This window comes from Pseudomonas sp. Con_6, assembly GCF_059379395.1.
The window spans coordinates 6,776,071-6,800,789 of sequence record NZ_CM182011.1; the positions used below are offsets into that span (position 1 = coordinate 6,776,071).

Below are 24,719 nucleotides of genomic sequence, written 5' to 3' on the forward strand. Positions count from 1 at the left end.
ACTCTGAGCTGGCTTGCCTGCGAAGGATCGCACCGCATCAAGGGGCTGGGGTTTCATCCGGCGCGGTGTACTCCTCCTGCGACAGAATCCGCTCCGCCACCCGGCTGTCGAGCACGATGATCTCGATCCGCCGGTTCGCCGCGTCATAGGGCCCGGCCCCCGGGAAACGGATGCGATCCGACATCCCCGACACGCGCAGCAGCTTGTCCGGGTCCAGCCCGCCCGCCACCAGTTCCTGCCGCGAGGCCTTGGCCCGGTCGGCGGACAAATCCCAGTTGCTGTACGTCGCCTCCCCGCCCGAATACGGATGGCTGTCGGTATGCCCGCTGATCTGGATGCGGTTGCGCAACTCGTTGAGCACCGGGGCGAAGGTACGCAGCACCTGGCTCATGTACGGCGCCACCCGCGCGCTGCCCAGCTCGAACATCGGTCGCTTGTCGGTATCCAGCAACTGCACGCGCAAGCCCTCGGGGCTCAGTTCGATCGCAATCTGCTGCTTCAGCTCGCGCAATTTCGGGTCTCGCTCGACGGCGCTTTCCAGCCGCTGCTTGAGGGCCTGCAGATGCTTGCGCTCCTCGCTCGACAAATGGCTGGGCCGTCGCGCCTTGCGCGCCATCTCGCCTTCGGACAGGCTCGGCGCCGTTCCCCCGCCCGGTATCGCACTGGTGCTGGCGGTGTTCTTGTCGCCCTTGCTCATGGCCACCAGCAACGGCGTGCTGAAGTACTCGGCAATCGCCTCCTTGTCGCCCTTGCCGGCGTTGGACAGCACCCAGAGCACGAGGAACAGCGCCATCAGCGCGGTCATGAAGTCGGCGAAGGCGATCTTCCAGGCGCCGCCGTGATGGCCGTGGCCGCCCTTCTTCTTGCGCCGGATGATCAGTGGCTGTTCGCTCATGCCGTGGCCACCTCCGGCCGGCTGCCACCGCCGCGCACGTACTGCTCCAGCTCGTCGGCGCCGGGCCGCTCGATGATGTGCAGCGCCTTGCGCCCGAACTCCACCGAGAGCTGCGGCGGAATGCCTTGCAGATGGGCCAGCAGGGTGACCCGCAGGCAATGCAGCATCTTGGTCGACTCGGCGGTCTGCCGCTCGATGCGACAGGCCAGCGGCGCGACCACGCCATAGGCCAGGTAGATTCCGAGGAAGGTACCGACCAGGGCATGGGCGATCATCTGCCCCATCATGTCGGGCCCGACGTTGACCGCACTGAGCGCCTTGACCACGCCCATCACTGCGGCAACGATGCCGAACGCTGGCAGGCCATCGCTGACCTTGTACAGCGCGTCGGACGGCAGGTGCGCCTCGTGCTCGAATTCCTCGATCTCGTGCTGCATCAACTCGTCCAGTTCATGGGGCTGGATCGACAGGCTGATGAGGATGCGCAGGTAATCGACGATGAAGCCCAGCACCAGCGGGTCGTCCAGCAACCGCGGGTACTTGGAGAACACCGGGCTCTGCCGCGGGTCGTCGATATCCCGCTCCACCGCCAGCAGGCTCTCGCGGCGAGCCTTGCTCAGCAAGTCGTACATCATCGCCAGCAGTTCCAGGTAGAACGTCTTGTCGTAGCCGGCACTGCGTTTGAACTTGCCCACCGCGCCGAGGGTGGCGCGGATCGCCTTGCCGTTGTTGGCGGCGATGAAGGCACCGATGGCCGCGCCGGCGATCATCAGCAGCTCGGTCGGCTGGTACAACGGCCCGAGACTGCCGCCGGACAGCACGAAACCACCGAATATCGACGCCGCTGCCACGAATAGTCCGATCAGAATGAGCACGTCGCCGCTCCCCAGGTTCCAGTGAAAGTCCGCTGAAGATCGGCAATCGCGAGGGGCGTCTTGAGAAAACTTTGCCGCTCCCGCGCTGCGGGCTGACCGAAGTCAGCGCTGGCGCAGCGGTCGCAGGCTGTCGAGGGCTTCAGGTTCGATATCGCGGCGCTTGAGGGTCTTGCCGGCGCGGGACGGCGGCTGGCAGATGCCGCAGACGTAGTTGTGCTTGGGCGAGTGCGAATGGGCGATGAAATCGCCGGAGCAGCAGCAACAGCGGATCTGTTCGAGCATGCCGTTCTCGACGAAGCGCACCAGGGTCCAGGCCCGGGTCAGACCGAGGACGCGCTCGTCGTCCGGGCTGCCGGCATGTTCCAGGTACAGGCGGTAGGCCTTGATGAAGGCATCGATGCGGTGCCCGCCAATCTCCAGCATGCTGCGATAGATGCTGTAGAAGAGCGAGGAGTGGATGTTCGGCAGCCAGGTCACGAACCAGTCCGTGGAAAACGGCAACATGCCCTTGGGCGGCGGCGCACCACGCACCTCCTTGTACAGGCGGATGAGCCGCCCGCGGCTGAGGGACGTCTCGGTCTCAACAACCTGCAGACGCGCGCCCAGCTGGATCAACTCGATGGCCAGATGCACCTGCTGCATCTCGGCGACCAGACTTTTCTCCGACATGATTTCAGCCACCGCTGCTGTGCAGGTCGCAGGACCGGTCGGCAGCCGCCATCAGCAGTGAGGTATGCATCTCGACCATTCCCAGTTCGCGGGAGTTGTCCAGAGCCCGGGAAATACGCTCCGCTTCCTCGAAGATGGGTCGGCAGATCAATTGGTTGATCCGCGACAACTGGGTCATCTGCTTGCTGCTCAACTTGGTGAGCAAGTCCGCCATGTTGTCGCTGAGTTTCAGACGGAACATCGCTACTTCACGATCCTTGCGCAACAAGTTCTGCGCCAGCAGCAAGTAGGAAAGATTCAATTCCTGGATATCCGCCAGGTCGTTATTGGTGTTTGGCAACTTTCTCCCCCCCTTCGATAGTTACTAACGCACGACAGGTCGCAGCGGCCCGGACAAACACGACGGTACCCTGGCTCACTGTGTGCAAGCCTCCGGCGTATTGTTCTGGTGCCCGCCCACATGCGGCCTGGCGATTGTTCTCAGCCTTCCTGACGCCCTCTTTCGGGGCATCGAAAAATTCTTTGGTTTTTTCCTAAAGTATCAAGTGTTTCGCTCGATAACAGATAGGGGCAGACTTTCGTTGTTCCGTTCAAGCGAGTTTACGAAAACCTTACATTAGGACCCGTAAACCGGTTCGTTAGCTTGCTCATGATCCGTCATCGGCTCTACTGGCACAAGCGCTGGTTCATGGCGATCACCTGTCCGCCAACCACACGGTATGCGTTGTTCAATTCACCTTTATTACGCGTCACCTGCATCAGTTGACCCAAGTGATTCTGTCGCGCATGCAAATGGCTGCTGACCCGACTATCCAACTCAAGTATCTCGACGATCAGGTCGTGCTTGCGCAATTGCCCAGCCTCATCGAGTTCGACATGACTCTCCGCGCGTTGCAGGCTCGCGGCATCCAGCAGTCCCTGCGACTTGATCGCGAAGATGCCGTCCCAGTCGGCGTTTTCCGCGCATTCGAGCATGCGCCGGGACTGTTCGAGCAGCCGTTCGTAGGCCGCGATCACTTGAGCTTGCAACATAAATACCGTTATTCCTCGATTTCCGGGCCAATCGCCTTCCACGACGCGGCAATGGGCTGCAACAGCTCCGCAGCGGCGCTCAGGGACGCTTCGTCGTTCTCCAGGTGGGCACGCAGCAGCAGGCGTACGACGAAGTCATAGAGATCGTCGAGCTGCCGGGCGATGGCACCGCCCTGCTGCATGTCCAGCGATGCACGCAATCCCCGGCTGACGATATTGATCGCCCGGGTGATCGCCTTGCCCTTTTCCGCGACGTTGCCGGCCTGCATCTGCAGGCGGGCCATGCGGATCGAAGCCTGGTACTGGTCGAACAGCATGCTGATGCGCTGGTGCGGCGAGGCGGCAAGAATGCCGCTCTCCAGGCCGACCCGGGCATAGGCGCTTGCGTCCTGGGGCGAAAACATCAGGCACGCTCCATCGCGGGATTATCAGTCATTGCTGTTCAAGGCCTCGAATTGGGTGGTGAGGTAGTCGGCGGTCGACGTCAGGGTCGAGATCAGCGTGTCGAGCTGGGTGAACTGGTCGCGCCAGCGCTCCATTTCGGCGTCGATCAGCGCCTGCTTGTCCTCGTAGCGTTCTTCCAGTTGGTCGAGCTTGGACGCCAGGCTGTCGGTACGGGCGGCGATCAGGCCGTCGTCCTCGTCCAGGTAGCTGTCCAGGTGATCGGTCATGCGCGTGATGAAGCCGGACTTGCCGTCGCTGCCGATGAAGAATTGCGAGACCGCGTCGATGTTGTCGTCCAGTGCGCTTTGCAGCTTGTCGTCGTCGATCGACAGGGTGCCGTCGGATTCCAGGCCAATGCCCAACTGCGACAGATAGGTGAAGGTGCCGCTGCCGATCTGGCTGTACAGGTCGCTGGCCAGTTGCGTGCTGATGCGCCGCGTGGTCGAGTCGCCCAGCAGTTCGCCGGCGCTGCCAGAGTCGGCGTCGTACGCGGTGAGCGTGTCGACGCTGGAGACGAAGCTGTTGTAGGCATCGACGAAGGTGGTGATGGCGTCGAGGATCTTGTCGGTGTCGCGCTTGACCGTCAGGGTCTGCGCGCTGCCGGTGGCGCTCAGGGTCAGGGTCACGCCCTGCAGCGCGCCCGCCACGGTATTGCTCTGGCTGGTGATGGCGATACCGTTGATGTTCAGCGTCGCGTCCTTCGCCGCGACCGTTTCCGTCAGGTTGTCGCCGAACAGCGACGAGGCCAGGTCGGAACTGTCGTCGCTGCTATAGCTGACGGTCATCTCCGAGGCGGTGCCGGTGCTTTGCGAAGTCAGCACCAGGCGGTATGGCGTGTCGCTGCCGTCGTTGACCAGGGTCGCGGTGATGCCGGCATCCGCCGCGTTGATCGCGTCGCGCAGGCCGGCCAGGGTGTTGTTGCTGCTATCGAGGGTGATCGACACCGCGTCGCCGTCGCCGACCTGCAGGCTCAGGGTGCCGGTGCCCAGGGTCGTGCTGGTGGAGCTGATGCCCGTGGTCGCCAGGCTCTGCGCCTGGGCCAGTTGGGTCACCTCGATGCTGTAGTTGCCGGCCACCGCGTCACTGGTGGTCGAGACCGCCACGCCGCTGCCGGAAACACTGGTGGTCAGGGTCTGGTACAGGCTGGCCTTGGACAGCGCCTCGGCGGCGGTCTGCAAGGTGGTCAGCGCGCTGGTCAGGGTGCCGTAGGCCGAGATTTCCGCCTGCACCGACTCTTCCTGGGCCGTGATCGGGTCCAGCAGGCTGGCGGTCTTGGACTCTTCCAGGCTCTCCAGGATGCTGTCCAGGTCGAGGCCCGAGCCGACGCCCAGCGAGGTAATCGTTGCAGTAGAGGTAGAGCTGGTAGTCGTCGTCATGTGCGTATCCGTCCTGATGTGCTGACCGGCTGGCGGGGTACCTTCGGGCGCAACATCGGCAATCGCTTGCCTCGTCTTTAGGGTGCCTTTGGAGCGACTACGAAAATATTTTCAGACCTGCAGGGCCATCACGTCCTTGTAGGCCGTCAACAGCCGGTTTCGCACCTGCACACCCATCTGGAAGGCCACGCTGGCCTTCTGCGAATCGGCCATCACGTCCACCAGCGATACCTCGCTGCTGCCAGCCTGGAACGCATTGGCCTGGTGGCTGGCGGTCTGCTGCAGGCGGTTGATGCGCTGCAGCGAAGCTTCCAGTTCGCCGGCAAAGCCACTCATGGCTGCGCCCGCACCCGTCGCACTGACGCCCTGGGCCTGTTCGGCGAGGCTGTTCATCTGTTGCACGACATCGACTAGGGCTTGCGGGGTCATGGTGCGGTGCTCGTGACTGACGACTGCGCGCAGATTAGCAAGGCCGCGCCCCGGCGAATCCGCCCAATTGACCGCAAAACAGCAGGCTTTTCCGCCCTTTGCCCGCCAAGCCATTCACCAGAATGCGCCCAAGTCCATCCCGCGAGGTACGCGTGACTACTGCCGCCCAGGCCAAGGCCGCGAAAAAGAACCTGCCGATCCCCCTTCCCGCCAGCCCGGTCGACGCGCTGTCGGCGTTGCTGCGCGGGCGCCCGATGCTGCCGCTGCTGCTGGCCGGCGCCGCCGCCGTGGCGGTGCTGGTGGCCCTGCTACTGTGGGCGCGGGAGCCGGAGTACCGGGTGCTGTTCTCCAACCTTTCCGAGGCCGACGGCGGCCAGGTCATCGGCGAACTGGACAAGCGCAACGTGCCCTATCGTCTGGGCGAAGGCGGCCACACCATCCTGGTCCCGGCGGAACGGATGAACTCCCTGCGCCTGCAACTGGCCGAACAGGGCCTGCCAAAGGGCGGCAACGTCGGCTTCGAACTGCTCGACAAGCAGGCCTTCGGCATCAGCCAGTTCGCCGAGCACCTCAATTACCAGCGCGGTCTGGAAGGCGAGCTGGCGCGGACCATCGAATCCCTCGGCCCGGTGTCCCGCGCCCGGGTACACCTGGTGATGGCCAAGGATTCGGTGTTCGCCCGTGACCGCGAAGCGGCCCGCGCCTCGGTGGCGCTGAGCCTGCAGGCCGGCCGCGAACTGGGTCAGGGCCAGGTCAGCGCGATCATCCACCTGGTCACCTCCAGCGTGCCCGGGCTGTCGGTGGACGGCGTCACCGTGGTCGACCAGAACGGTCGCCTGCTCTCGCGCAGTCAAAGCGGCAACGGCCTCGACGGCTCGCAACTGGACTATGTCGGCGAGATCGAGCGCATCTACCAGCAGCGCATCGAGGACATCCTTGCGCCATTGCTGGGCAGCCATAACGTGCATGCCCGGGTCACCGCGCAGATCGATTTCTCGACCCGCGAGAGCACCGCCGAGCGCTACGCTCCCAACCAGGACGAGAAAAGCGCCGCGGTGCGCAGCCAGCAGACCTCCGAACGCATGAGCCAGGCCGGCGATAGCGCCAAGGGTGTGCCGGGCGCGCTGACCAACTCACCCCCCAACACACCGCCGCCGACCAAAGCCACGCCGCCGTCTTCCAGCACCAGCAACGAGACCGCCAGCAACGAGTCCACGCGGCCGCTGCAAAGCGAGCGGATGACCAACTACGAGGTCGACCGCACCATCGAGCACGCCAAGTCCAGCCTGGGCGGCGTGCAGCGCCTGACCGCCGCGGTGGTGGTCAACTACCGCACCGTGGTCAAGGACGGCACCAGCAGCACCGAAGCGCTGAGCAAGGAAGAACTGGCCGGCATCAACGACCTGGTGCGCCAGGCCATGGGTTTCGACGAAAAGCGCGGCGACACCCTGCAAGTGCTCAACAGCCCCTTCGTGGAAGAAACCGAGCACCTCGACGAACAGCCGTGGTGGAAGACCCCGGAGGCCTACAACCTGACCATGGGCGTGCTGCGCTACCTGCTGGTGGGCCTGGCCGCACTGACCCTGTGGAAGTTCGTGCTCAAGCCCATGCAGCGGCGCAACAGCACCGGCACCGACCTGATGACCCTGGACGACGACGATGCCGTCATGGCCCCCGCCCCGCGCGGCAGCGACAACCTGGTGGTCGGCCAGGACGGCACCGCGCGTCCGGCGCTGCCACGCAAGTCGGCCCTCTACGAACAGAACCTGGAAAGCCTCAAGCGGCTCGCCGGAGAAGACCCGCGCCTGGTGGCGATGATCGTGCGAGGCTGGATGAAGAAGCATGAGTAACAAGATCAGCGGCCCGCGCCGCAGCGCAATTCTCCTGCTGTCGCTGGATGCCGACAGCGCCGCCGAGGTGCTCAAGTACCTGCCCGGCGAGGACGTGGAGACCATCAGTCTGGAAATGGCCCGGCTCAGCCAGGTGTCCCACGAGGAAATGCGCCAGGTGCTCTCCGAGTTCATGGACGAGACCGAGCAGTACGCGGCCATCAGCATCCAGAGCAGCGACCATATCCGCGCCGTGCTGACCAAGGCCCTGGGCAGCGAACGCGCCGCCAGCCTGATCGACGACATCCTGGAAACCACCAATACCGGCTCCGGCATCGACAAGCTCAACCTGATGGAAGCCGCCGTGGTCACGGAGATGATCCGCGACGAGCATCCGCAGATCGTCGCCACCATCCTCGTCCACCTGGAGCGCGGCCAGGCCTCGGCGATCCTGCAATTGCTGCCGGAGCGACTGCGCAACGACATCGTCCTGCGTATCGCCACCTTCAGCGGCGTGCAGCCGGTGGCCCTGCACGAGCTGACCGAAGTGCTCGGCGTGATGCTCGACGGCCAGAGCCTCAAGCGCAGCAAGATGGGCGGCGTGAGAGCGGCGGCGGAAATCCTCAACCTGATGAGTACCAGCCACGAATCCTCAGCCATCGACAGCCTGCGCAACCACAGCGCCGACCTGGCGCAGAAGATCCTCGACGAGATGTTCCTCTTCGAGAACCTGGCCGACGTCGACGACCGCAGCATCCAGACGCTGCTGCAGAACATTGACAGCAACTCCCTGGCCATCGCCCTCAAGGGCGCCTCCGAACCGCTTATGGAGCGCTTCCTGCGCAACATGTCGCAGCGTGCCTCGGTGCTGTTCCGCGAGGACATGGAGGCCCGCGGGCCGATGCGCATGTCGCAGATCGAGATCGAGCAGAAGACCATCCTCCAGGTGGTGCGGCGCCTGTCCGAAACCGGCGAGATGGTGACCGCACGGGGCGACGATGCCTATGTCTGAAGCCATGGCCCGCTGGAAACCCTGGCAGATGGAACCCTTGGGCAGCGGCGACGTCGCTGCCGACGAGGCCCATGCCGCCCAGCGCGAACGCCTGCGCCGGCGCGCGTTCGCGCAGCGCCTGGAACTGGAGCGGCAGCGCAACGAGGCGCTGGCCGAGGCCCGCCAGCTCGGCCATGCCGAAGGCCGCGAGCAAGGCTATGCCGTGGGCCTGGAAGAGGGTCGCGCGGCGGCCGCCGAGGAACTGCGCGAACAGGTGCGGCAGACCCTGGAACCGCTGCGCACCCTGTACCAGTCCTTCGATGCCGCCCTGCACGAGGTCGACGGGTTGCTCGCCGGGCAGGTCGGCCGGGTCGCCCTCGACCTCGCCGCGCGCCTGGCCGGTGAAACGCTGGCCGTGCAGCCGGCGCAGGTGGAAGTGCTGGTGCGACAGATGCTCGCCAGCGAACCGCACCTGAGCGGCAAGCCACGCCTGAGCCTGAACCCGGACGACCTGCCCTGGGTGGAAAGCAGCCTGGGCGAGGATCTGGAGGCCGCGGGCTGGAGCCTGCGCGCCGATCCGGCGATCCTGCCCGGTGGCTGTCGCGTCACCAGTGCGGCCGGCGAGCTGGACGCGACCCGGCAGACCCGCGAAGCCATGTTCAATGATGCCGGCCAATGGCTGCTCGACGCGCCATGAATCACGACAACCCGCACCTGCGCCGCTGGGGTCGCGGGCTGGAAGCCCTTTCCGGCGCCGCGCTGCAAGTACCGGCCTATCGCCGCAGCGGACGCATCACCCGCGCCACCGGCCTGGTGCTGGAGGCGGTGGGCCTGCGCCTGCCGTTGGGGGCGGGTTGCCGTATCGAACGCAACGACGCGGTCTTCGCCGAAGCCGAGGTGGTCGGTTTCGCCGGTGACGTCCTGTACCTGATGCCGCTGGAGGAAATCCACGGCCTGCAATCCGGCGCCCGGGTCTTCGCCCTGGCCGACGAGCCAGGGGCCAGCGATGGCGGGCGTCCGGTGCCGCTGGGCATGGCCCTGCTCGGCCGGGTGCTGGACAGCGGCGGCAAGCCTCTCGACGGCAAGGGGCCGCTACCGGCCACGCCGCGCGGCAGCCTGCACGGCCAGCCGATCAACCCACTGCAAAGGGCGCCCATCGACCGTCAGATCGATGTCGGCATCCGCGCCATCAATGCCCTGCTAAGCGTCGGTCGCGGCCAGCGCTTGGGTCTGTTCGCCGGCTCCGGCGTCGGCAAGTCGGTACTACTGGGGATGATGGCGCGCTATACCCGCGCCGACGTGGTGGTGGTCGGGCTGATCGGCGAGCGGGGCCGCGAGGTGCAGGATTTCATCGACAGCATTCTCGGCGAGGAAGGCCTGAGCCGCTCGGTGGTGGTCGCCGCGCCGGCGGATGCCTCGCCGCTGCAACGCCTGCAGGGCGCCGCCTATGCCACGCGCCTGGCCGAGGACTTCCGCGACCAGGGCAAGGACGTGCTGCTGATCATGGACTCCCTGACCCGCTATGCCATGGCCCAGCGCGAGATCGCCCTGGCCCTGGGCGAGCCACCGGCGACCAAGGGCTATCCACCGTCGGTGTTCGCCAAGCTGCCGAAACTGGTGGAGCGCACGGGCAACGGGCCACGGGGCGGCGGTTCGATCACGGCGTTCTATACCGTGCTCAGCGAGGGTGACGACCAGCAGGACCCCATCGCCGACTCGGCGCGGGCGATTCTCGACGGGCATATCGTGTTGTCGCGGCATCTGGCCGAGAGTGGTCATTATCCGGCCATCGATATCGAGGCCTCGATCAGCCGGGCGATGAGTGCCGTGGTCGGCGAGCCCCAGCAACGCAAGGCACAAAAGCTCAAGCAGGCGCTATCACGCTACCAGCGCAACCGCGACCTGATCGGCGTCGGTGCCTATGCGCCAGGGCACGATGCCCAGCTTGACCAGGCGGTGCGGCTGTATCCGCATATCGAACGGTTTCTCCAGCAGCGCACCCATGAGCGCACCTCGCTGGAAGACACCCTTGCCGCCCTCAACCTGCTGTTCCCCGGCAAATGAAAACTGACGCGGACCCTGTGGGAGCGGGCTCACCCGCGATTGCGGTGGTGGGCTCACTACCGCAATCGCGGGTAAACCCGCTCCCACAAGGGACCGCGCAATCCTTGAGTGATCGGCATGGCCCATGAATCCCTCCAGCTTCTCGTCGAACTCACCGCCCGCGCCCGGGAAACCGCCGCCACCGCGCTGGCCCAGGCACGCCGGGCCGAGCAGCAGATGGCCGAGCAGTTGCGCGCCCTCGACGGCTACCAGCGCGAATACCGCCAGGGCCTGCAGCAGGAACTGCTCGGCGCCGGCATGGATCCGGCCACCCTGGCCAACTACCGCGGTTTCCTGAAATCCCTGGAAGGGGCGATCGAGCGCGCCGAAAACAACCTGGCCCGCCACCGCACCCTGGTCGCCCAGCACCAGGACAGCTGGCGCCAGGCCTGGCGCAAGGTCAACGCACTGGAAACCCTGCTGGCCCGGCGCCTGGAGCAGGAACGCCTGCTCGCCGGCCGCGCCGACCAGCGGCGCACCGATGAAATAGCCAGTCGTACCCGTCACCATTCGTTCAGAGGTCTGTAGACGCGCTCATGGACATTCTTGCCACCATCGCTCCCGTGAGCCCGACGCCACAGGCCGAAGTGCCGGAAACCACTGGCGACGTCGGGACGACTTCGTTCGCCGAGGCGCTGAGCCAGGTGCAGGCACCGGTAGACACCCCTGCCCCGCTGCCGCTGGTGGCGATCCCGCCTGAGCTTGTACAGGCGAGCGAAACACCTGCTCCGGTCCTGCCACAGGAAAACGCCACACCGCCGGCACCCTTGCCAGTGGTGGCCGAAACTCCCGTCATCGAAGAAGCGGAGCCACTGCCCGATGAGCCGGAGCCGACGGCGCCACTCAGCCAGACGGACGACGAGACGAAGAGCGACGACATCGCCGAACAATCCAAGGACCCGCTGGACGCCATTCGCCAGCGCCTGGACCTGATCGACAATGCCGGGCAGTTGGCCTATGCCGCGCTGGTCGTGCCAGTGCAGGCGCCACCGGCAGAGCCTGCGCCAGCCACACCCGAACCCGATGACAGCGACATCAGCCCACAGCCTACGGCGGTGGAGTGGTCGCCGCCCGAGGCGGACACCCCGGAGATCGAGGCGAGCCCGGTTGCGAGCAGCGCAGTCGAGGTCGTCGAAGCGGTCGAAAAGCCGCTCCACGAAACCGCCAGCACCCGTCTCGATACGCCATCGCCGCGAACCTCCACGGAGGTGCCGACAGTCCTTGCGCCGGTCAGCATCACCAGCAACCCCATCACCCTCGAAGACACTCCGCTGCCGACGCCGGCGCTGGGTACCAGTGCCTGGCAGGAGGATCTCGGCCAACAGGTAGTCGCCATGGTTCGCCGTGGCGACCAGCAGGTGGACATGCAACTGAATCCGTCCGACCTCGGCCCGTTGTCGATCAGCCTGAACGTCGGCGATACCGGCGTGCAGGCGCAGTTCCAGTCGGTGCATGCATCGGTGCGGGCGGCGGTGGAGCAGGCGCTGCCGCAATTGCAGATGGCCCTGGCATCGCAGGGGCTGACCCTCGGCGAAGCCTCGGTCAACGACGGCGCCTCGCGCCAGGCCAGCGGCGAACAGCCGCGGCGGGAGTCGCCGGGCGGTGGGTCGCGCCAGCCTCGCGCTACGGTTGGCACTGAAGTAGTCCACGCACAGCCCCTGCCCGTGACCGGCATGGGCGTCGACCTGTACCTCTAGAACCCTGTGGTCGCTGGCTTGCCAGCTCCCACAGGGTCCCGCGCCAACCAACCAAAGCCCCAAAGAAACGCCCCGAACCCACGCTTATCGCCCCTTCGCGCCCCCCACCCGCTGTTCATACTCGCGCCCAGACTCATTCCCAAGGCCGCTGTCGATGCCCACCCCCTCCAAGAAGATCTGGCTCTGGTTCATTCCATTGGCCCTGGTCGCCGCGGCGGCCAGTTCCGCGGGCGTGTACACCTACGTGATGCGCGAGCGAGCCATTGTCCAGGCACCCCGGACCGAGGTGGCCCCACCCCAGGCCCCGTTGCTGGTGACCGTCGCACCGATGACCGTCAACCTGCGCAACGACCGCGACGAATCGAACATGCTCTACGTCGGCTTCAGCCTCGAAGTGGGCAACGAAGGCACGCGCAAGCTTATCGAGCTGTACATGCCGAAAATCCGCAGCCAACTGCTTACCGTGCTCAGCGGCCAGGACAGCACGGCCCTGGCCACGCCCCAGGGCAAAGAGGCGCTGGCGGCGCGCATCCTCGACCTGCTGCGCACAAGCCTGGGCAGCCTGCAGCCCGATGTGGCGCTGCTCGGTGTGCTCTACACCGACTTCATCGTGCAGTAAGCCATGTCCACCAACGACGTGCTCTCGCAAGAAGAAATCGACATGCTGCTGCGCGGCAGCGACGACCTCGATACCAGCCACTTCCCCGACGACGGCCTGGACTTCGAGGGCGGCGATGGCCCCGACGAGCGCGAGCGCATCCGCCCCTACGATCCGGCCACCCAGCACCGGGTGATCCAGGAACGCCTGCACGCCCTCGACATCATCAACGGCCGCTTCGCCCGCTACTTCCGCATGAGCCTGTTCAACCTGATCCGGCGCAACGTCGACATCACCGTGAAGGGCATCGGCTACCAAAGCTTCAGCGAGTTCTCCCTGCGCCTGCCGGTGCCGACCAACATCAACCTGCTGGCGATGAAACCGCTGCGCGGCACCGCCCTGGTGGTGTTCCCGCCGAGCGTGGTGTTCATGGTGGTGGACAACCTGTTTGGCGGCGACGGGCGCTTCGTCACCAAGTCCGAAGGTCGCGAGTTCACCCACACCGAGATGCGCATCATCCGCCGCCTGCTCGGCCTGACCGTGGACGCCTACCGCGATGCCTGGAAGTCGGTATACCCGCTGGAAATCGAATACCTGCGCTCGGAGATGCAGGCCAAGTTCGCCAACATCACCGGCTCGCCCAATGAAATCGTGGTCAATGCCACCTTCCACCTGGAGGTGGGCAACCTCTCCAGCGATTTCAACATCGTCATTCCCTACCTGATGATCGAGCCGATGCGCCAGTTGCTCAACGGCCCGCTCACCGACGTCAATCCCGAGGAAGAGCGCCAGTGGAACCGGCGCATGGCCAGCGAGATCACCCAGTCCCAGGTCGACCTGGTCGCCGATTTCGTCGAGGTCGAGTCGCGCCTGGGCGAGGTCATGGCGCTGAAGGTGGGCGATGTCCTGCCGATCGAGCTGCCCGACAGCGTCAAGGTGCGGGTCGACGGCGTCCCGGTGATGACCTGCGAATACGGCAGCTACAACGGCGCCCGCGCCCTGCTGGTGAAGGAGCTGATCGATCACTCCATCGGCAAGCCCGCTTCCTCCAGCCGCTTCGTCAAGGGCCACCTGCCCATAGCCAAGGAATCCGATGATGAGTGACCCGACCCTTCCCGAACCCCGCGAAGACGACGACTGGGCCGACGCCCTCGCCGAACAGGCCGGCGCCAGCGCGGACGACGATCCCTGGGCCATGGCCCTGGCCGAGCAGGAGGCCGCGTCACCCGCACCCGCAGCGCCCGCCAGCACGGCCGAAGCTGCAGTCTTCAAGCCCTTGGGCAATGTCCAGCCGAACGCCTCGCCGCGGGAGCTGGAAATGATCATGGACATCCCGGTGAAACTCAGCGTCGAGCTGGGGCGCACGCGCATCACCATCAAGCAACTGCTGGAACTGGCCCAAGGCTCGGTGCTGGCCCTCGACGGCCTGGCCGGCGAGCCCATGGACATCCTGATCAACAGCTACCTGGTGGCCCAGGGCGAAGTGGTGGTGGTGGATGACCGCTACGGCATCCGCATCACCGAGATCATCACGCCGTCCGAGCGTGTGCAGAAGCTCAACCGATGAGCGCCTCCGCCATCGGCGTCCCCGCCGACGACCTGGTCGGCCTGACCGTGCTGGGCAAGACCGCCCTGGCCCTGGGCATGGTCGCCGCCTGCATCCTGCTGTGCGGCTGGCTGGTCTCGCGCCTGGGCGTGCGGCCTTCCGCCGCCGGCTCGGTGGTGAAAGTGATCGGCAGCGCACGCATGGGCCAGCGCGAGAAGGTAGTGGTGGTCGAGGTGCGCGGACGCTGGCTGGTACTGGGCGTGACCGCGCAACAGGTCGCCTGCCTGTCCGAGCTGGAGCCACCACCGACCACTGATGACGCACCCGGCGAACCGGTTTCGCGCGGCTTCGCCCTGCGCCTGGCCGACGCCCTCAAGCGTGGCGGCGTGCGCGATCCGGAGCACCCGGCATGAGCCGGCGCCTGACCATTCTGGCGTTGCTGCTGATACTCGCGCCGAGCGCCGAAGCCGCGCCTGCGCTGCAGGGGCTGTCCGGTTTCACCGGCGAGGCCGGCGGCGAGAAATGGTCGCTGAGCCTGCAGACCCTGATGCTGCTCAGCGCCATGGCCTTCCTGCCGGCGGTGCTGCTGATGATGACCGGTTTCACCCGCATCATCATCGTCCTGGGCCTGCTGCGCACGGCCATCGGCACCCCTAGCGCACCGCCTAACCAAGTACTGCTGGGGCTGGCCCTTTTCCTCACGTTCTTCGTCATGTCACCGACCCTGGAACAGGCCTACCAGAAAGCCTGGCTGCCGTTTTCCCGGGACGAGATCGGCGTCGAGCCATTCCTCGACCAGGCCAGCCAGCCATTCCGCACCTTCATGCTGGCCCAGACCCGGCAGAACGACCTGGCCCTGTACGCCCGCCTGGCCCGCCTCGCCGACCTCAAGGGGCCGGAAGACGTGCCCATGCGCGTGCTGCTGCCGGCCTTCGTCACCAGCGAACTGAAAACCGCGTTCCAGGCCGGGTTCACCATCTTCATCCCGTTCCTCATCATCGACCTGCTGGTGGCCAGCGTGCTCATGGCCCTGGGGATGATGATGGTGCCGCCCTCGACCATTTCCCTGCCGTTCAAGCTGATGCTGTTCGTGCTGGTGGATGGCTGGCAACTGTTGCTCGGCTCGCTGGCGCAGAGTTTCTACCCCGTATGAGGCCACTGCGATGACCCCGGAAATGGTGATGGACCTGGCATACAAGGGCATGCGCATGAGCATGACGATGGCCGCCCCGCTGCTGCTGGTGACCCTCTGCGTGGGCCTGCTGGTGAGCCTGTTCCAGGCCGCGACGCAGATCAACGAATCGACCCTGTCGTTCATTCCCAAGGTGGTCGCGGTGTGCCTGGTGCTGATCCTGGCCGGGCCGATGCTCATGGAGATGCTGGTGGACTACACCCGTGCGCTGTTCACCAGCTTGCCGTCGCTGATCGGCTGACCCGGCATTGATCGAGGTCGGCTGGGAGCAGTTGCAGCTCTGGGTAAGCGCGTTCTTCTGGCCGTTCTGCCGGTTGCTGGCCTTCCTCATGAGTGACCCGATCTTCGGGCACAAGTCCATCTCCAGCCAGGTGAAGATCGGCCTGGCGCTGATCCTTGCCGTCCTGCTTGCCCCCAACCTGCCGCCGATGCCGCAGATCGCCCTGTTCTCCTGGGCCGGCTTCGGCGTGATCGTCGAGCAGGTGCTGGTCGGCCTGGCTCTGGGCATGGTCATGCGCATCACCCTGGCGGTGGTGGAGATGGCCGGGGAGATTTGCGGCATGCAGATGGGCCTGGCCTTCGCCTCGTTCTTCTCCGCCGAGAGCAATACCAACAGCCAGGTACTGTCGCGGTTTCTCGGGCTGGTGACGATCCTGATGTTCCTCGCACTGGACGGGCACCTGATGGTACTGGAGCTGCTGGCCTCGACCTTCGTGCGTCTGCCGATTGGTCAGTTCGGCTTCGATGCCCAGGCGTGGAATGCCCTGGCCCGGCATGGCGGGGTGATCTTTTCCACAGGCTTGCTGCTGGCGCTGCCAATGGTGGGGGCGCTGCTGATCATCAACCTGGCCATGGGCATTCTCAACCGGGTGGCGCCGCAGTTGACGGTGTTTTCCGTAGGTTTTCCGGCGACGCTGTTCGTGGGGATGTTGCTGCTGACGGTGCTGGTGGGGGACCTGGGACAGTTCCTGGCGGGGGTGTTGTATCGGGCGCTGGAGTTCATGGAGGTGTTGATCCTGCATATGGGCCGGAGCTGACTGTCAACTGGATTGAGACAGTCATACCGTTTTCAGCCGATTTATCCTTTTTCGAGAACTCCTTAATCTGGCCTCACTTAGCGACAACAACCCAACACTCTCTCGAACAAAAGGATTTCCACCATGACCAACGCCACCTACAACCGCCTGAACAAAGACGACGCCGTAGTCCTCCTGGTCGACCACCAGACCGGCCTGATTTCCCTGGTGCAGGACTTCTCGCCGAACGAGTTCAAGAACAACGTGCTGGCGCTGGCCGACCTGGCGAAATTCTTCGAACTGCCGACCATCCTCACCACCAGCTTCGAGCAAGGCCCGAACGGGCCGCTGGTTCCAGAGCTGAAGGAGATGTTCCCGGACGCGCCGTACATCCCGCGTCCTGGCCAGATCAATGCCTGGGACAACGAAGACTTCGTCAAGGCGATCAAGGCGACTGGCCGCAAGCAGTTGATCATCGCCGGTGTGGTGACTGACGTCTGCGTAGCCTTCCCGACCCTGTCGGCGCTGGCCGAAGGCTTCGAGGTGTTCGTGGTGACCGACGCTTCCGGCACCTTCAACACCACCGTGCAACAGGCCGCGTGGAACCGCATGACCCAGGCCGGCGCACAGATGATGAACTGGTTCTCGGTGGCCTGTGAGCTGCACCGCGACTGGCGCAACGATATCGAAGGCCTGGGCAACCTGCTGTCGCAGCGGATTCCCAACTACCGCAACCTGATGAACAGCTACTCGGCATTCACTGCCAAGTGATTCGCTGAATGAAAGAAGCCCGCTCGGTCAGAGCGGGCTTCTTTGTTTTCCAGGGCCCTATCGCTGGCAAGCCAGCGATGAGGCCCTGACAGGCAACACCTCTTCAGATGTATTCGAACAACGACAGCTGCTGAACACTGGCAAAGGTCTGCTGAGAAGCCTGCATCGCCACCTGCAAGGTCACATAGCGGGAAATCGACTCGGTGTAGTCGGCATCCACCAGCCCCGACAGACGCTCGGTATAGCTCAGCGCCAGGTCATCACCGATGGTGTCCAGCACCTCCACCTGACTCAACCGCGCCCCTACCGAGGTAATCACCGTCAGCACATTGTCCTGGGCATTGCTCAACTGCCGGCTCGCCGTGGACAGCGTGTTGCTCAGCGCCGCCTGGTCCGAGGCGTCCTCAACCGGCGACTGCAACGCCGAGATCAGCGTGCGCAAGGTGGCGAACACATCGGGATCGGCGTCCGCGGCCTTGCTCACCGTCAGCGTGTCACCATCGGCCGGGGTGCCGCTGAGGGTCAGGCTCAGGCCATTGACCTCCAGCGTCCCGCCATCGGTGTAGGCCACCGGATCCTGCCCGTCGATGCTGTATTGCAGCGTGCCGTCGGCGGCGCTGCTGAAGGTCAGGGTAAAGCCGCTGCCGTAGTCGGCATCACTGGTATCGTCGATATCCGGCCCGTCGAAAGTCAGCGTCCCGCTATTGTCCCCCGCCTGCGCAATGAACCCCGCCGTGCTGTTCACCGAGAGAAAGATGCTCGCCCCGTTGTCGCCACTGGCCATGGTCTGGGTAGAACTGACCTGCTGGGTCGGCACGTTGCCGTCGCCCTGGTAGACCAGCTCACCGGCATCGTTCACGGCGAAGGCCGGGCTTTGCGTCTGGTACCCGGCAAACAGGTAGTTGCCATTGCTGTCGGTGCTGTTGGCCAGGGTCACCAAGGTGTCATAGATGCCCTGCAACGAGGTGGCGATGGACTCGCGGTCGGCGTCGCTCAAGGTGCCGTTGCCCGCCTGCACCACCAGGGTCATGGCGCTGGTGATCGCGTCGTTGACGCTGTCCAGGGTGCTTTCTTCCTGGGACAACGCCGTGGTGATGCTGGCCCGCGAATCGGCGTACTGTTGATTGGCCGCGATCGACTGACGCACGTTCACCGCCTGCGACGCCGCCAGAGAGTCATCGGACGGCTTGCTCACCCGGGTCCCGCTGGACACTTCCAGCGCTGCGGCCTGGTACTCGCTCTGCTGGTTCAGCATGGACGTGAGGTTCTGGTTGTAGATGGTCGCACTGCTCAGGCGCATGGCGGACTCTCCCGGGATCAGTTGATATCGAGCAGGGTGTCGAGGATGGTCACGCCGACTTCGACGATCTTGGCGCAGGCCTGGTAGTACTGCTGGTAGACGATCAGGTTGGCCGCTTCCTCGTCGAGGTTCACCCCCGACTCCGATTGCTGCAGGGTGGTCAGTTGCTCGGTCAGCGCCGAGCGCGTTTCCAGTTGCGCGGCGACCCGGGTGGCGGTACTGCCCACCGTGCTCACCAGCGAGGCATAGGACTCGCTCAGGGTGCTGCCACCGCTGACGATATCGCTGCTCTGCAAGGCCAGCATCGCCAGCGCGTTGCTGTTGTCGCCACTGCCGCTGGAGGTGCCGGCGGCGATCTTGTCGCCGTCGCTGACCAGGCTGGTGAAGCTGCTGGCGGCATTGCGCGTGGGCTGGACCAGGAAGCTGTCGCCATCCTGCGCCGTGCCGCTGAGGGTCAGCTCCATGCCGGCGAAGCTGAGGGTGCCGTTGTCGTAGCTGGCGTCGACGCTGGCGCCGGTATCGTTGCGGGTGACGGTGAAGCCGCCGCTGGACGAGTAGCTGACGGTGTAGTCGCTGCTGCTCAGGGCGCTGACATCGTCGCTGAAGGTGGCGCTGAACGTGGCATCGCCGGTGTTGCCGGTATTGCCGTAGACCACCGGGTCGGCCACCGAGAAGAAGTCCGTGCCGGTATCACCGTTGAGGTCGATGCCTTGCGACTGCAGGCTGTTGAAGGACTGGGTCAGCGACACCGCGATCAGCCCCAGCTGGTTCTGCACCTGGGTCAGGGTAGTGTTGCGGAACGCCAGCAGGCCGCCCAGTGAGCCGCCCTCGAAGGTGCTGTCGCTCAGGGCCACGCTGTTGCCGGCGGCATCCACGTAGCTGATCGAAACCTGGCTGGCATCACTGGCGGACGCACTGGTGCTCAGCTCGAAGCTGTCGTTGCCGGAGACAAGGGCCATGCCGTTGCCCAGGGAAACGGTGTAGCTGCCATTGCTCTGCACCTTGACGTCCACGTCCACCAGCTCGCTTAGCTGGCTCACCAGGCGGTCGCGCTGGTCGAGCAGGTCGTTGGAGGTACCGCCCAGGGCCGAGGACAGGCTGATCTGCTGGTTCAGCGTGGCGATCTGCGAGCTCAGGTCGTTGATCTGGCTGACCTGGTCGTCGATCTGGCTGTTGACGTCGTCGCCCATCGCCGACAGGTAGCTGCCCAACTGGTTGAACTGGCTGGCCAGGGTCTGCGCGGCGCCCACTACTTCTTCCCGCGCCGCGGTATCGCTGGCGTCGGAGGTGAGGGTCTGGATCGCCGAGAAGAAGCTCTGCATCAGGGTGTCGAGGCTGGCATCGCTGTCCGCCAGCAGGCTGTCGATCTGGTCGACCTGGGTCTGCTGGGTGGACAGCGCACTTTGCGCGCTGATGGACACGTTGAGCTGGGTGGTGACGAACTGGTTGTACTGGCGGGCGACGCTGGAGATGGTCACCCCGCTGCCCGACGCCGACTCGCTGAAGGTCGCCACCTGGCGGCTGTAGCCGTCGGTGTAGGCGTTGGTGGTGTTGTTGCTGCTGGTGGTCAGGGCGATCTGCGCCGCGCTGAGGCCACTGACGCCAATGGAAACGATGCTCATCGGTTAGCTCCTGGGCTGCATGGTGCTCAACATCGGCCTGGCGGGAGGGCGTCTTGACCCCTGTTGCAGAAAAAAGCATGGAGTTGCTCTGTAGGAGCAGGCGAAATCAGTCAGGGCGCGGACAACGGGCCGATGGTGGCCATCACCGCGATCAGCTTGTCGGCATAACGCGGATCCGTGGCATACCCGCCCTGCTGCAAGGCCAGCGCCGCCTGGGCGCTGTCCGCCGCGGTACGCGCAGCGGCATAGCCGGGGCGACTGCGGATCAGCCGGGCGTAATCGTCGAAGGCAGCGTCCAGGCTGGGGTACACCCGGAAACTCTCTTCCTGCTTCTGCGCCTCATCCCCCACATATTCGGTCGTCATCACCCGCGTGCTCTCTCCCTGCCAACGCCCACCCGCCTTGATGCCAAACAGGTTGTGGCTGTCCGCGCCGCTGGCGGTGGTGATGCGTCGCCGGCCCCAATCGGTTTCCAGAGCAGCCTGGGCCAGGATCAGCTCGGCCGGCACCCCACTGCTGCGCTCGGCACGCCGCGCAGGGCCGGCCAGGCGATTGACGAAGTCCTCGACATGGGCAGCGCGGTCACTGTCCTCGGCACTCACCACATGGCGCTTCCACGACTCGAAGGCCGGACTCTGCCGCGACAGGCTGGCGAACGGAGACTCGGCAACCGGCGCGGAATGCACCTGCCCGCCCAGGCCCTTGGTCAGGTGCTCGGCCAGCCCCATGCCACGGGTCGCCAGGGCCTGCGCCCACTGCTGGTCTAGCAACTCGGTGTAGAGCTCGGTCTGCGAGTCGCTGGACAGCTCCGACTTGGGAATCGCCGCGCGCATGCTCTTGAGCATGCTCTGCAAGAACAACGCCTCGAACTGCCGCGCCGCCTCCTTCAACCCCGCCTCGCCATCCCGCCCGGCCTGGCTGCGCAGGCGCTGCAAGCCCTGCACATCAAGGGCGAAACCCGCCGCGCCGTCGGCCACGCTCATCAGATGATCTCCAGTTCGGCACGCAGCGAGCCGGCAGCCTTGAGCGCCTGGAGGATCACCATCAGGTCCTGGGGCGTGGCGCCGAGAGCGTTAAGACCCTTGACCACCGCCATCAGGTCGGCGCTGCCTTCCACCACGTGCAGGGCGCGGGCCTGGGTCTCGATGGTGATGCTGCTGTTGGAGGTCACGGCGGTCTGCCCGCCACTGAAAGCGCCTGGCTGGCTGACGGTATTGGTGGTGTCGATGGTCACCGACAGGTCGCCATGGGCCACGGCGGCGCGGAACAGCTTCACCGAGCCATTGAGCACCACCGAGCCGGTGCGTGAATCGAGGATGACCTTGGGTCGCGCCTGCATCGGCAACACTTCCAGGCTGTCGATATGGGCCATGAAGTTGACCCGCTCGTTGGCCGACAGCGGCCCCTGGATCTGCACCAGCCCGCCGTCCACCGCCGAAGCCACGGTATTGCGCATTGCCGTGTTGATAGCGAACACCACGCGCTGCGCCGTGGCCGGATCCGGCTCGCGCAACTGCAATTCAAGCAGGCCGTGCTCGGCCCCCAGCGCCAGCGGCACCGTGTGCTCCACCACCGCCCCGCGGGGGATGCGCCCACCCGCCAGCTGGTTGATCTGCACGCTGCTGCCATTGGCCGCCGCTCCCGCACCGCCCACCAGCAGGTTGCCCTGGGCCATGGCGTAGACGTCGCCATCGGCGCCCTTCAGCGGCGTCATCAGCAAGGTGCCGCCGCGCAGGCTGCGGGCGTTGCCAATGGAGGAGACGACGATGTCGATATGCTGCCCCGGCCGGGTCAGCGGCGGCAGGTCGGCGGTGACGATCACCGCAGCGATATTACGCATCTGCATGTTGGCGTTGGCCGGCAGGGTCACGCCGAGTTGCGAAAGCATGTTGGTCAGGCCCTGCTCGGTGAACGGGCTCTGGGTGGTCTGGTCGCCGGTGCCGTCGAGCCCGACCACCAGGCCGTAGCCCACCAGGTCGTTGCTGCGGATCCCGGCGAAGTCGGCGATATCGCGGATCTGCTCGGCCTGGGCCAGCGGGCCCAGCAGCAATGCACAGGCACCGAGCAGGACGCGGAAGAACGGGGACTGGGCCATGATTCACTCGCTAGAAAGGCGACAGGTTGAGCAGCACGCGGTGCAGCCAGCCCATCCGTTGCGCTTCGTTGATATAGCCCTCGCCGACGTATTCGATGCGGGCCAGGGAAACCTGGGTCGAGAGCACGGTGTTCTCGCCGGTGATGGTGCGCGGGTTGACCACCCCGGAGAAGCGGATGAACTCGGTGCCCTGGTTGATCGCGATCTGCTTGTCGCCGCGCACCCGCAGGTTGCCGTTGGGCAGCACTTCCATGACCGTCACCGAAATGGTGCCGGTGAACGAGTTGTTGGCACGCGAGCCGCCGCTGCCGGCGAATTCGTTGTCGGTGGACGCGTTGAGGCCGTAGTTGCCGACCTGAGGCGCGCGACTGGACTTGGTGGCGAAGGACAGCCCCAGGCTACCGCTGCGGTCGGCGTTGGACGACGAGGTCTTACTGGCGCTGACCTGCTCGTTGAGCTCCACGGTCAGGGTATCGCCGACCATGCGCGGGCGGCGGTCCTCGAACAGCGGTTGCGAGCCGCGCCGGCCCTGATAGATCGAGCCGTTGGCCAGACGCGGCGGCGGCGACGGCACGTACATGGACTCGTCGGCCACCACCGGTTCGCGGGCCAGTTGCGCGCAGCCCGCCAGCAACCCGGCCATGAACAGCAGTGACAGCGAATGCAGTCTCATAGCTGAGACAGGCGCTGGAGCATCTCGTCCGAGGTCTCCACCGACTTGCTGTTGATTTCGTAGGCGCGCTGGGTCTGGATCATACCGACCATCTCTTCCACCACATTGACGTTGGAGGTCTCGACATAGCCCTGGCTCAGGCTGCCGCCGCCGTTCAGGCCAGGCGTGGTCTCAGTCGGGGCACCGGAAGCGTCGGTTTCCAGGTAAAGGTTCTGGCCGATGCTCTGCAAACCGGCGTTGTTGATGAACAGCGCCAGGTTGAGCTGACCGACCTGGGTCGAGGTGGAACTGCCCGGCTGGGTCACCGAGACGATGCCGTCGGAGCTGATGGTGATCGAGGTGGCATTGGCCGGAATGGTGATGCCGGCGGTGAGCTTGTAGCCGTTGGAGCTGACCATCTCGCCGTTGGCGTCGAGCTGGAAACTGCCGTCGCGGGTGTAGGCGGTGGAGCCGTCGGGCATGTCCACTTCGAAGAAGCCCAGGCCGTTTATCGCCAGGTCCTTGGAGCTGCTGGTCTGCTCCAGATTGCCCTGGGTGTGCAGGCGCTCGGTGGCCACCTGGCGCACCCCGGTACCGACCTGCAGGCCGGACGGCAAATGGGTGTCGGTACTGCTCTGCGCGCCCGGCTGGCGCACATTCTGGTAGACGAGGTCCTCGAACACCGCCCGCGAGCGCTTGAAGCCGTTGGTGCTGACGTTGGCCAGGTTGTTGGCGATCACGTCGAGCTGGTCCTGCTGCGCTTCGAGGCCGGTCTTGGCCGTCCACAGCGATCTGATCATCGAGAGGTTCCTGTTGGTTCGGCGCCGGCTCAGCCCTGCAGGGACAGCAGGGCGTTGGCGCTCTTGGCGTTTTCGTCGGCGGTGCTGATGGCCTTCATCTGCATCTCGTAGCGGCGGGCGTTGTCGATCATCGCCACCATGGCGCTGGTGGGGCTGACGTTGCTGCCTTCCAGCGCGCCGGGGGCGAGGCGCAGGCTGTCGTCGGCGGCCAGCGTGCCGCGGTTGCCATTGGCGTCGGCAGGCTGGCGGAACAGACCGTCGGCGCCAGCCTCCAGCTCGCCCGGCGCGGCCGCGACCAGCTTCAGCTTGCCCACCGGACTCAAGCCGCGCGGCTCCATGCCCAGCTCACGGACGCTGATGGTGCCGTCGCTGCCGATGCTCACTTCACTGCCCAGCGGCACGCTGAGCGGGCCGCCGTCAGCGATCACCGGCAGGCCGGCCACGGTCACCGCGCCTTCGCTGTCGACCTGCAGGTCCCCGCGCCGGGTATAGGCCTCCTGGCCGTCGCTGCCCTGCACTGCAAGCAGCGTGTCGGTGCCCAGGGCCACGTCGAGGTTGCGTCCGGTCTGGGTGATCGGCCCCTCGCTCCAGTCCACACCGGCGCCCTGGGCATTGACCGAGACTCGCGTCGGCAGACCCTCGCCGGCCACCGGCGCGGCTTCCATGCGCACCAGTTGCGCACGAAAGCCGGGTGTGACGACATTGGCCAGGTTGTTGGCCACCACCGCCTGCTGTTCCAGTGCCTGGTTGGCCCCGCTCATGGCGGTGAAGAGCATCCGGTCCATGG

The 24,719-nt window shown here is 65.5% G+C and carries 29 protein-coding genes; 14 read left to right on the forward strand and 15 right to left on the reverse strand.

Going from position 1 to position 24,719, the window contains the following annotated elements:
- Positions 1-37 precede the first annotated feature (37 nt).
- The 8 genes from motB to fliE all read right to left on the reverse strand — a co-directional run bounded on the left by motB (position 38) and on the right by fliE (position 5,720).
- The gene (gene motB / locus AC5QPF_RS30625; RefSeq protein WP_494961301.1) at positions 38-895 is read right to left on the reverse strand and encodes a flagellar motor protein MotB; all 858 of its coding nucleotides are present in this window, start codon (positions 893-895) and stop codon (positions 38-40) included.
- Positions 892-1,770 (reverse strand): flagellar motor stator protein MotA, encoded by an 879-nt coding sequence (gene motA / locus AC5QPF_RS30630; RefSeq protein ID WP_494961302.1) that lies wholly within the window; start codon positions 1,768-1,770, stop codon positions 892-894. The genes motB and motA overlap by 4 nt, the downstream gene beginning before the upstream one ends.
- A gap of 102 nt (positions 1,771-1,872) precedes the next feature.
- Positions 1,873-2,439, reverse strand: a complete 567-nt coding sequence (gene flhC / locus AC5QPF_RS30635) for a flagellar transcriptional regulator FlhC (protein WP_494961303.1) — start codon at positions 2,437-2,439, stop codon at positions 1,873-1,875.
- A gap of 4 nt (positions 2,440-2,443) precedes the next feature.
- Positions 2,444-2,779, reverse strand: a complete 336-nt coding sequence (gene flhD, locus AC5QPF_RS30640) for a flagellar transcriptional regulator FlhD (RefSeq protein WP_494961304.1) — start codon at positions 2,777-2,779, stop codon at positions 2,444-2,446.
- A 326-nt stretch (positions 2,780-3,105) separates the two neighbouring features.
- A complete protein-coding gene (locus AC5QPF_RS30645; protein WP_494961305.1) occupies positions 3,106-3,471 on the reverse strand; it encodes a flagellar protein FliT in 366 nt (121 codons plus the stop codon).
- 8 nt (positions 3,472-3,479) lie between these two features.
- Complete coding sequence (fliS, locus tag AC5QPF_RS30650; RefSeq protein ID WP_494961306.1) at positions 3,480-3,875, reverse strand: flagellar export chaperone FliS; 396 nt, start codon at positions 3,873-3,875, stop codon at positions 3,480-3,482.
- Between the two features lie 24 nt (positions 3,876-3,899).
- Positions 3,900-5,291 carry a flagellar filament capping protein FliD gene (gene fliD / locus AC5QPF_RS30655; RefSeq protein ID WP_494961307.1) on the reverse strand — a complete coding sequence of 464 codons (1,392 nt, stop codon included), beginning with the start codon at positions 5,289-5,291 and terminating at the stop codon, positions 3,900-3,902.
- A gap of 111 nt (positions 5,292-5,402) precedes the next feature.
- Entirely contained in the window at positions 5,403-5,720 is a 318-nt protein-coding gene (gene fliE, locus AC5QPF_RS30660) for a flagellar hook-basal body complex protein FliE (protein ID WP_494961308.1), read from the reverse strand.
- Positions 5,721-5,872: 152 nt separating this feature from the next.
- Here fliE and fliF point away from each other — a divergent pair, with 152 nt between their 5' ends.
- The 14 genes from fliF (at position 5,873) to ycaC (ending at position 17,463) form a co-directional block, all read left to right on the forward strand.
- A complete protein-coding gene (gene fliF / locus AC5QPF_RS30665) occupies positions 5,873-7,570 on the forward strand; it encodes a flagellar basal-body MS-ring/collar protein FliF (RefSeq protein ID WP_494961309.1) in 1,698 nt (565 codons plus the stop codon).
- Complete coding sequence (gene fliG / locus AC5QPF_RS30670) at positions 7,563-8,561, forward strand: flagellar motor switch protein FliG (RefSeq protein ID WP_494961310.1); 999 nt, start codon at positions 7,563-7,565, stop codon at positions 8,559-8,561. The genes fliF and fliG overlap by 8 nt, the downstream gene beginning before the upstream one ends.
- Positions 8,548-9,237 carry a FliH/SctL family protein gene (locus AC5QPF_RS30675; protein WP_494961311.1) on the forward strand — a complete coding sequence of 230 codons (690 nt, stop codon included), beginning with the start codon at positions 8,548-8,550 and terminating at the stop codon, positions 9,235-9,237. Before fliG ends, AC5QPF_RS30675 begins: the two co-directional genes overlap by 14 nt.
- Positions 9,216-10,604, forward strand: a complete 1,389-nt coding sequence (gene fliI, locus AC5QPF_RS30680) for a flagellar protein export ATPase FliI (RefSeq protein ID WP_494961312.1) — start codon at positions 9,216-9,218, stop codon at positions 10,602-10,604. Before AC5QPF_RS30675 ends, fliI begins: the two co-directional genes overlap by 22 nt.
- A 117-nt stretch (positions 10,605-10,721) precedes the next feature.
- Entirely contained in the window at positions 10,722-11,171 is a 450-nt protein-coding gene (fliJ, locus tag AC5QPF_RS30685; protein ID WP_494961313.1) for a flagellar export protein FliJ, read from the forward strand.
- An 8-nt stretch (positions 11,172-11,179) separates the two neighbouring features.
- Entirely contained in the window at positions 11,180-12,340 is a 1,161-nt protein-coding gene (locus tag AC5QPF_RS30690) for a flagellar hook-length control protein FliK (RefSeq protein WP_494961314.1), read from the forward strand.
- Positions 12,341-12,494: 154 nt separating this feature from the next.
- Positions 12,495-12,959: a flagellar basal body-associated FliL family protein gene (locus AC5QPF_RS30695; protein WP_494961315.1), complete on the forward strand. Its 465-nt coding sequence runs from the start codon at positions 12,495-12,497 to the stop codon at positions 12,957-12,959.
- A 3-nt stretch (positions 12,960-12,962) separates the two neighbouring features.
- Entirely contained in the window at positions 12,963-14,042 is a 1,080-nt protein-coding gene (gene fliM / locus AC5QPF_RS30700; RefSeq protein ID WP_494961316.1) for a flagellar motor switch protein FliM, read from the forward strand.
- A complete protein-coding gene (fliN, locus tag AC5QPF_RS30705; protein WP_494961317.1) occupies positions 14,035-14,505 on the forward strand; it encodes a flagellar motor switch protein FliN in 471 nt (156 codons plus the stop codon). The genes fliM and fliN overlap by 8 nt, the downstream gene beginning before the upstream one ends.
- Positions 14,502-14,897 carry a flagellar biosynthetic protein FliO gene (fliO, locus tag AC5QPF_RS30710; protein ID WP_494961318.1) on the forward strand — a complete coding sequence of 132 codons (396 nt, stop codon included), beginning with the start codon at positions 14,502-14,504 and terminating at the stop codon, positions 14,895-14,897. The genes fliN and fliO overlap by 4 nt, the downstream gene beginning before the upstream one ends.
- Positions 14,894-15,637 (forward strand): flagellar type III secretion system pore protein FliP, encoded by a 744-nt coding sequence (gene fliP, locus AC5QPF_RS30715; RefSeq protein WP_494961319.1) that lies wholly within the window; start codon positions 14,894-14,896, stop codon positions 15,635-15,637. The genes fliO and fliP overlap by 4 nt, the downstream gene beginning before the upstream one ends.
- A gap of 28 nt (positions 15,638-15,665) precedes the next feature.
- Complete coding sequence (fliQ, locus tag AC5QPF_RS30720) at positions 15,666-15,917, forward strand: flagellar biosynthesis protein FliQ (RefSeq protein ID WP_494961320.1); 252 nt, start codon at positions 15,666-15,668, stop codon at positions 15,915-15,917.
- A 7-nt stretch (positions 15,918-15,924) separates the two neighbouring features.
- A complete protein-coding gene (gene fliR, locus AC5QPF_RS30725) occupies positions 15,925-16,713 on the forward strand; it encodes a flagellar biosynthetic protein FliR (protein ID WP_494961321.1) in 789 nt (262 codons plus the stop codon).
- A 123-nt stretch (positions 16,714-16,836) separates the two neighbouring features.
- Entirely contained in the window at positions 16,837-17,463 is a 627-nt protein-coding gene (gene ycaC / locus AC5QPF_RS30730; RefSeq protein WP_494961322.1) for an isochorismate family cysteine hydrolase YcaC, read from the forward strand.
- 103 nt (positions 17,464-17,566) lie between these two features.
- Here ycaC and flgL read toward each other — a convergent pair whose 3' ends face one another.
- The 7 genes from flgL to AC5QPF_RS30765 all read right to left on the reverse strand — a co-directional run bounded on the left by flgL (position 17,567) and on the right by AC5QPF_RS30765 (position 24,717).
- A complete protein-coding gene (gene flgL, locus AC5QPF_RS30735) occupies positions 17,567-18,763 on the reverse strand; it encodes a flagellar hook-associated protein FlgL (RefSeq protein ID WP_494961323.1) in 1,197 nt (398 codons plus the stop codon).
- A 17-nt stretch (positions 18,764-18,780) separates the two neighbouring features.
- On the reverse strand, positions 18,781-20,385 hold the full coding sequence (gene flgK / locus AC5QPF_RS30740) for a flagellar hook-associated protein FlgK (protein ID WP_494961324.1): 1,605 nt from the start codon (positions 20,383-20,385) through the stop codon (positions 18,781-18,783).
- Between the two features lie 110 nt (positions 20,386-20,495).
- Positions 20,496-21,368, reverse strand: coding sequence for a flagellar assembly peptidoglycan hydrolase FlgJ (gene flgJ, locus AC5QPF_RS30745; protein ID WP_494961325.1), 873 nt, complete (start codon positions 21,366-21,368; stop codon positions 20,496-20,498).
- Positions 21,368-22,480: a flagellar basal body P-ring protein FlgI gene (locus AC5QPF_RS30750; RefSeq protein WP_494961326.1), complete on the reverse strand. Its 1,113-nt coding sequence runs from the start codon at positions 22,478-22,480 to the stop codon at positions 21,368-21,370. Before AC5QPF_RS30750 ends, flgJ begins: the two co-directional genes overlap by 1 nt.
- A 10-nt stretch (positions 22,481-22,490) precedes the next feature.
- The gene (locus AC5QPF_RS30755) at positions 22,491-23,153 is read right to left on the reverse strand and encodes a flagellar basal body L-ring protein FlgH (RefSeq protein ID WP_494961327.1); all 663 of its coding nucleotides are present in this window, start codon (positions 23,151-23,153) and stop codon (positions 22,491-22,493) included.
- Positions 23,150-23,932, reverse strand: coding sequence for a flagellar basal-body rod protein FlgG (flgG, locus tag AC5QPF_RS30760; RefSeq protein ID WP_494961328.1), 783 nt, complete (start codon positions 23,930-23,932; stop codon positions 23,150-23,152). Before flgG ends, AC5QPF_RS30755 begins: the two co-directional genes overlap by 4 nt.
- Positions 23,933-23,961: 29 nt before the next feature.
- Positions 23,962-24,717, reverse strand: a complete 756-nt coding sequence (locus AC5QPF_RS30765; protein ID WP_494961329.1) for a flagellar basal body rod protein FlgF — start codon at positions 24,715-24,717, stop codon at positions 23,962-23,964.
- Positions 24,718-24,719: the final 2 nt, after the last annotated feature.

What these genes read in the sequence shown, in the direction of transcription:
- AC5QPF_RS30675 (WP_494961311.1), top strand. Translation starts at nt 8,548, where the DNA reads ATGCCTATGTCTGAAGCCATGGCCCGCTGGAAACCCTGGCAGATGGAA.
- AC5QPF_RS30755 (WP_494961327.1), bottom strand. Translation starts at nt 23,153, where the DNA reads ATGAGACTGCATTCGCTGTCACTGCTGTTCATGGCCGGGTTGCTGGCG.
- ycaC (WP_494961322.1), top strand. Translation starts at nt 16,837, where the DNA reads ATGACCAACGCCACCTACAACCGCCTGAACAAAGACGACGCCGTAGTC.
- fliI (WP_494961312.1), top strand. Translation starts at nt 9,216, where the DNA reads ATGGCTGCTCGACGCGCCATGAATCACGACAACCCGCACCTGCGCCGC.
- AC5QPF_RS30765 (WP_494961329.1), bottom strand. Translation starts at nt 24,717, where the DNA reads ATGGACCGGATGCTCTTCACCGCCATGAGCGGGGCCAACCAGGCACTG.
- fliN (WP_494961317.1), top strand. Translation starts at nt 14,035, where the DNA reads ATGAGTGACCCGACCCTTCCCGAACCCCGCGAAGACGACGACTGGGCC.
- AC5QPF_RS30695 (WP_494961315.1), top strand. Translation starts at nt 12,495, where the DNA reads ATGCCCACCCCCTCCAAGAAGATCTGGCTCTGGTTCATTCCATTGGCC.
- fliG (WP_494961310.1), top strand. Translation starts at nt 7,563, where the DNA reads ATGAGTAACAAGATCAGCGGCCCGCGCCGCAGCGCAATTCTCCTGCTG.
- fliP (WP_494961319.1), top strand. Translation starts at nt 14,894, where the DNA reads ATGAGCCGGCGCCTGACCATTCTGGCGTTGCTGCTGATACTCGCGCCG.
- flgJ (WP_494961325.1), bottom strand. Translation starts at nt 21,368, where the DNA reads ATGAGCGTGGCCGACGGCGCGGCGGGTTTCGCCCTTGATGTGCAGGGC.
- flhC (WP_494961303.1), bottom strand. Translation starts at nt 2,439, where the DNA reads ATGTCGGAGAAAAGTCTGGTCGCCGAGATGCAGCAGGTGCATCTGGCC.
- flgK (WP_494961324.1), bottom strand. Translation starts at nt 20,385, where the DNA reads ATGAGCATCGTTTCCATTGGCGTCAGTGGCCTCAGCGCGGCGCAGATC.
- fliS (WP_494961306.1), bottom strand. Translation starts at nt 3,875, where the DNA reads ATGTTTTCGCCCCAGGACGCAAGCGCCTATGCCCGGGTCGGCCTGGAG.
- motB (WP_494961301.1), bottom strand. Translation starts at nt 895, where the DNA reads ATGAGCGAACAGCCACTGATCATCCGGCGCAAGAAGAAGGGCGGCCAC.
- fliM (WP_494961316.1), top strand. Translation starts at nt 12,963, where the DNA reads ATGTCCACCAACGACGTGCTCTCGCAAGAAGAAATCGACATGCTGCTG.
- fliO (WP_494961318.1), top strand. Translation starts at nt 14,502, where the DNA reads ATGAGCGCCTCCGCCATCGGCGTCCCCGCCGACGACCTGGTCGGCCTG.
- AC5QPF_RS30690 (WP_494961314.1), top strand. Translation starts at nt 11,180, where the DNA reads ATGGACATTCTTGCCACCATCGCTCCCGTGAGCCCGACGCCACAGGCC.
- flgG (WP_494961328.1), bottom strand. Translation starts at nt 23,932, where the DNA reads ATGATCAGATCGCTGTGGACGGCCAAGACCGGCCTCGAAGCGCAGCAG.
- fliE (WP_494961308.1), bottom strand. Translation starts at nt 5,720, where the DNA reads ATGACCCCGCAAGCCCTAGTCGATGTCGTGCAACAGATGAACAGCCTC.
- AC5QPF_RS30750 (WP_494961326.1), bottom strand. Translation starts at nt 22,480, where the DNA reads ATGGCCCAGTCCCCGTTCTTCCGCGTCCTGCTCGGTGCCTGTGCATTG.
- flgL (WP_494961323.1), bottom strand. Translation starts at nt 18,763, where the DNA reads ATGCGCCTGAGCAGTGCGACCATCTACAACCAGAACCTCACGTCCATG.
- AC5QPF_RS30645 (WP_494961305.1), bottom strand. Translation starts at nt 3,471, where the DNA reads ATGTTGCAAGCTCAAGTGATCGCGGCCTACGAACGGCTGCTCGAACAG.
- fliQ (WP_494961320.1), top strand. Translation starts at nt 15,666, where the DNA reads ATGGACCTGGCATACAAGGGCATGCGCATGAGCATGACGATGGCCGCC.
- fliJ (WP_494961313.1), top strand. Translation starts at nt 10,722, where the DNA reads ATGGCCCATGAATCCCTCCAGCTTCTCGTCGAACTCACCGCCCGCGCC.
- fliD (WP_494961307.1), bottom strand. Translation starts at nt 5,291, where the DNA reads ATGACGACGACTACCAGCTCTACCTCTACTGCAACGATTACCTCGCTG.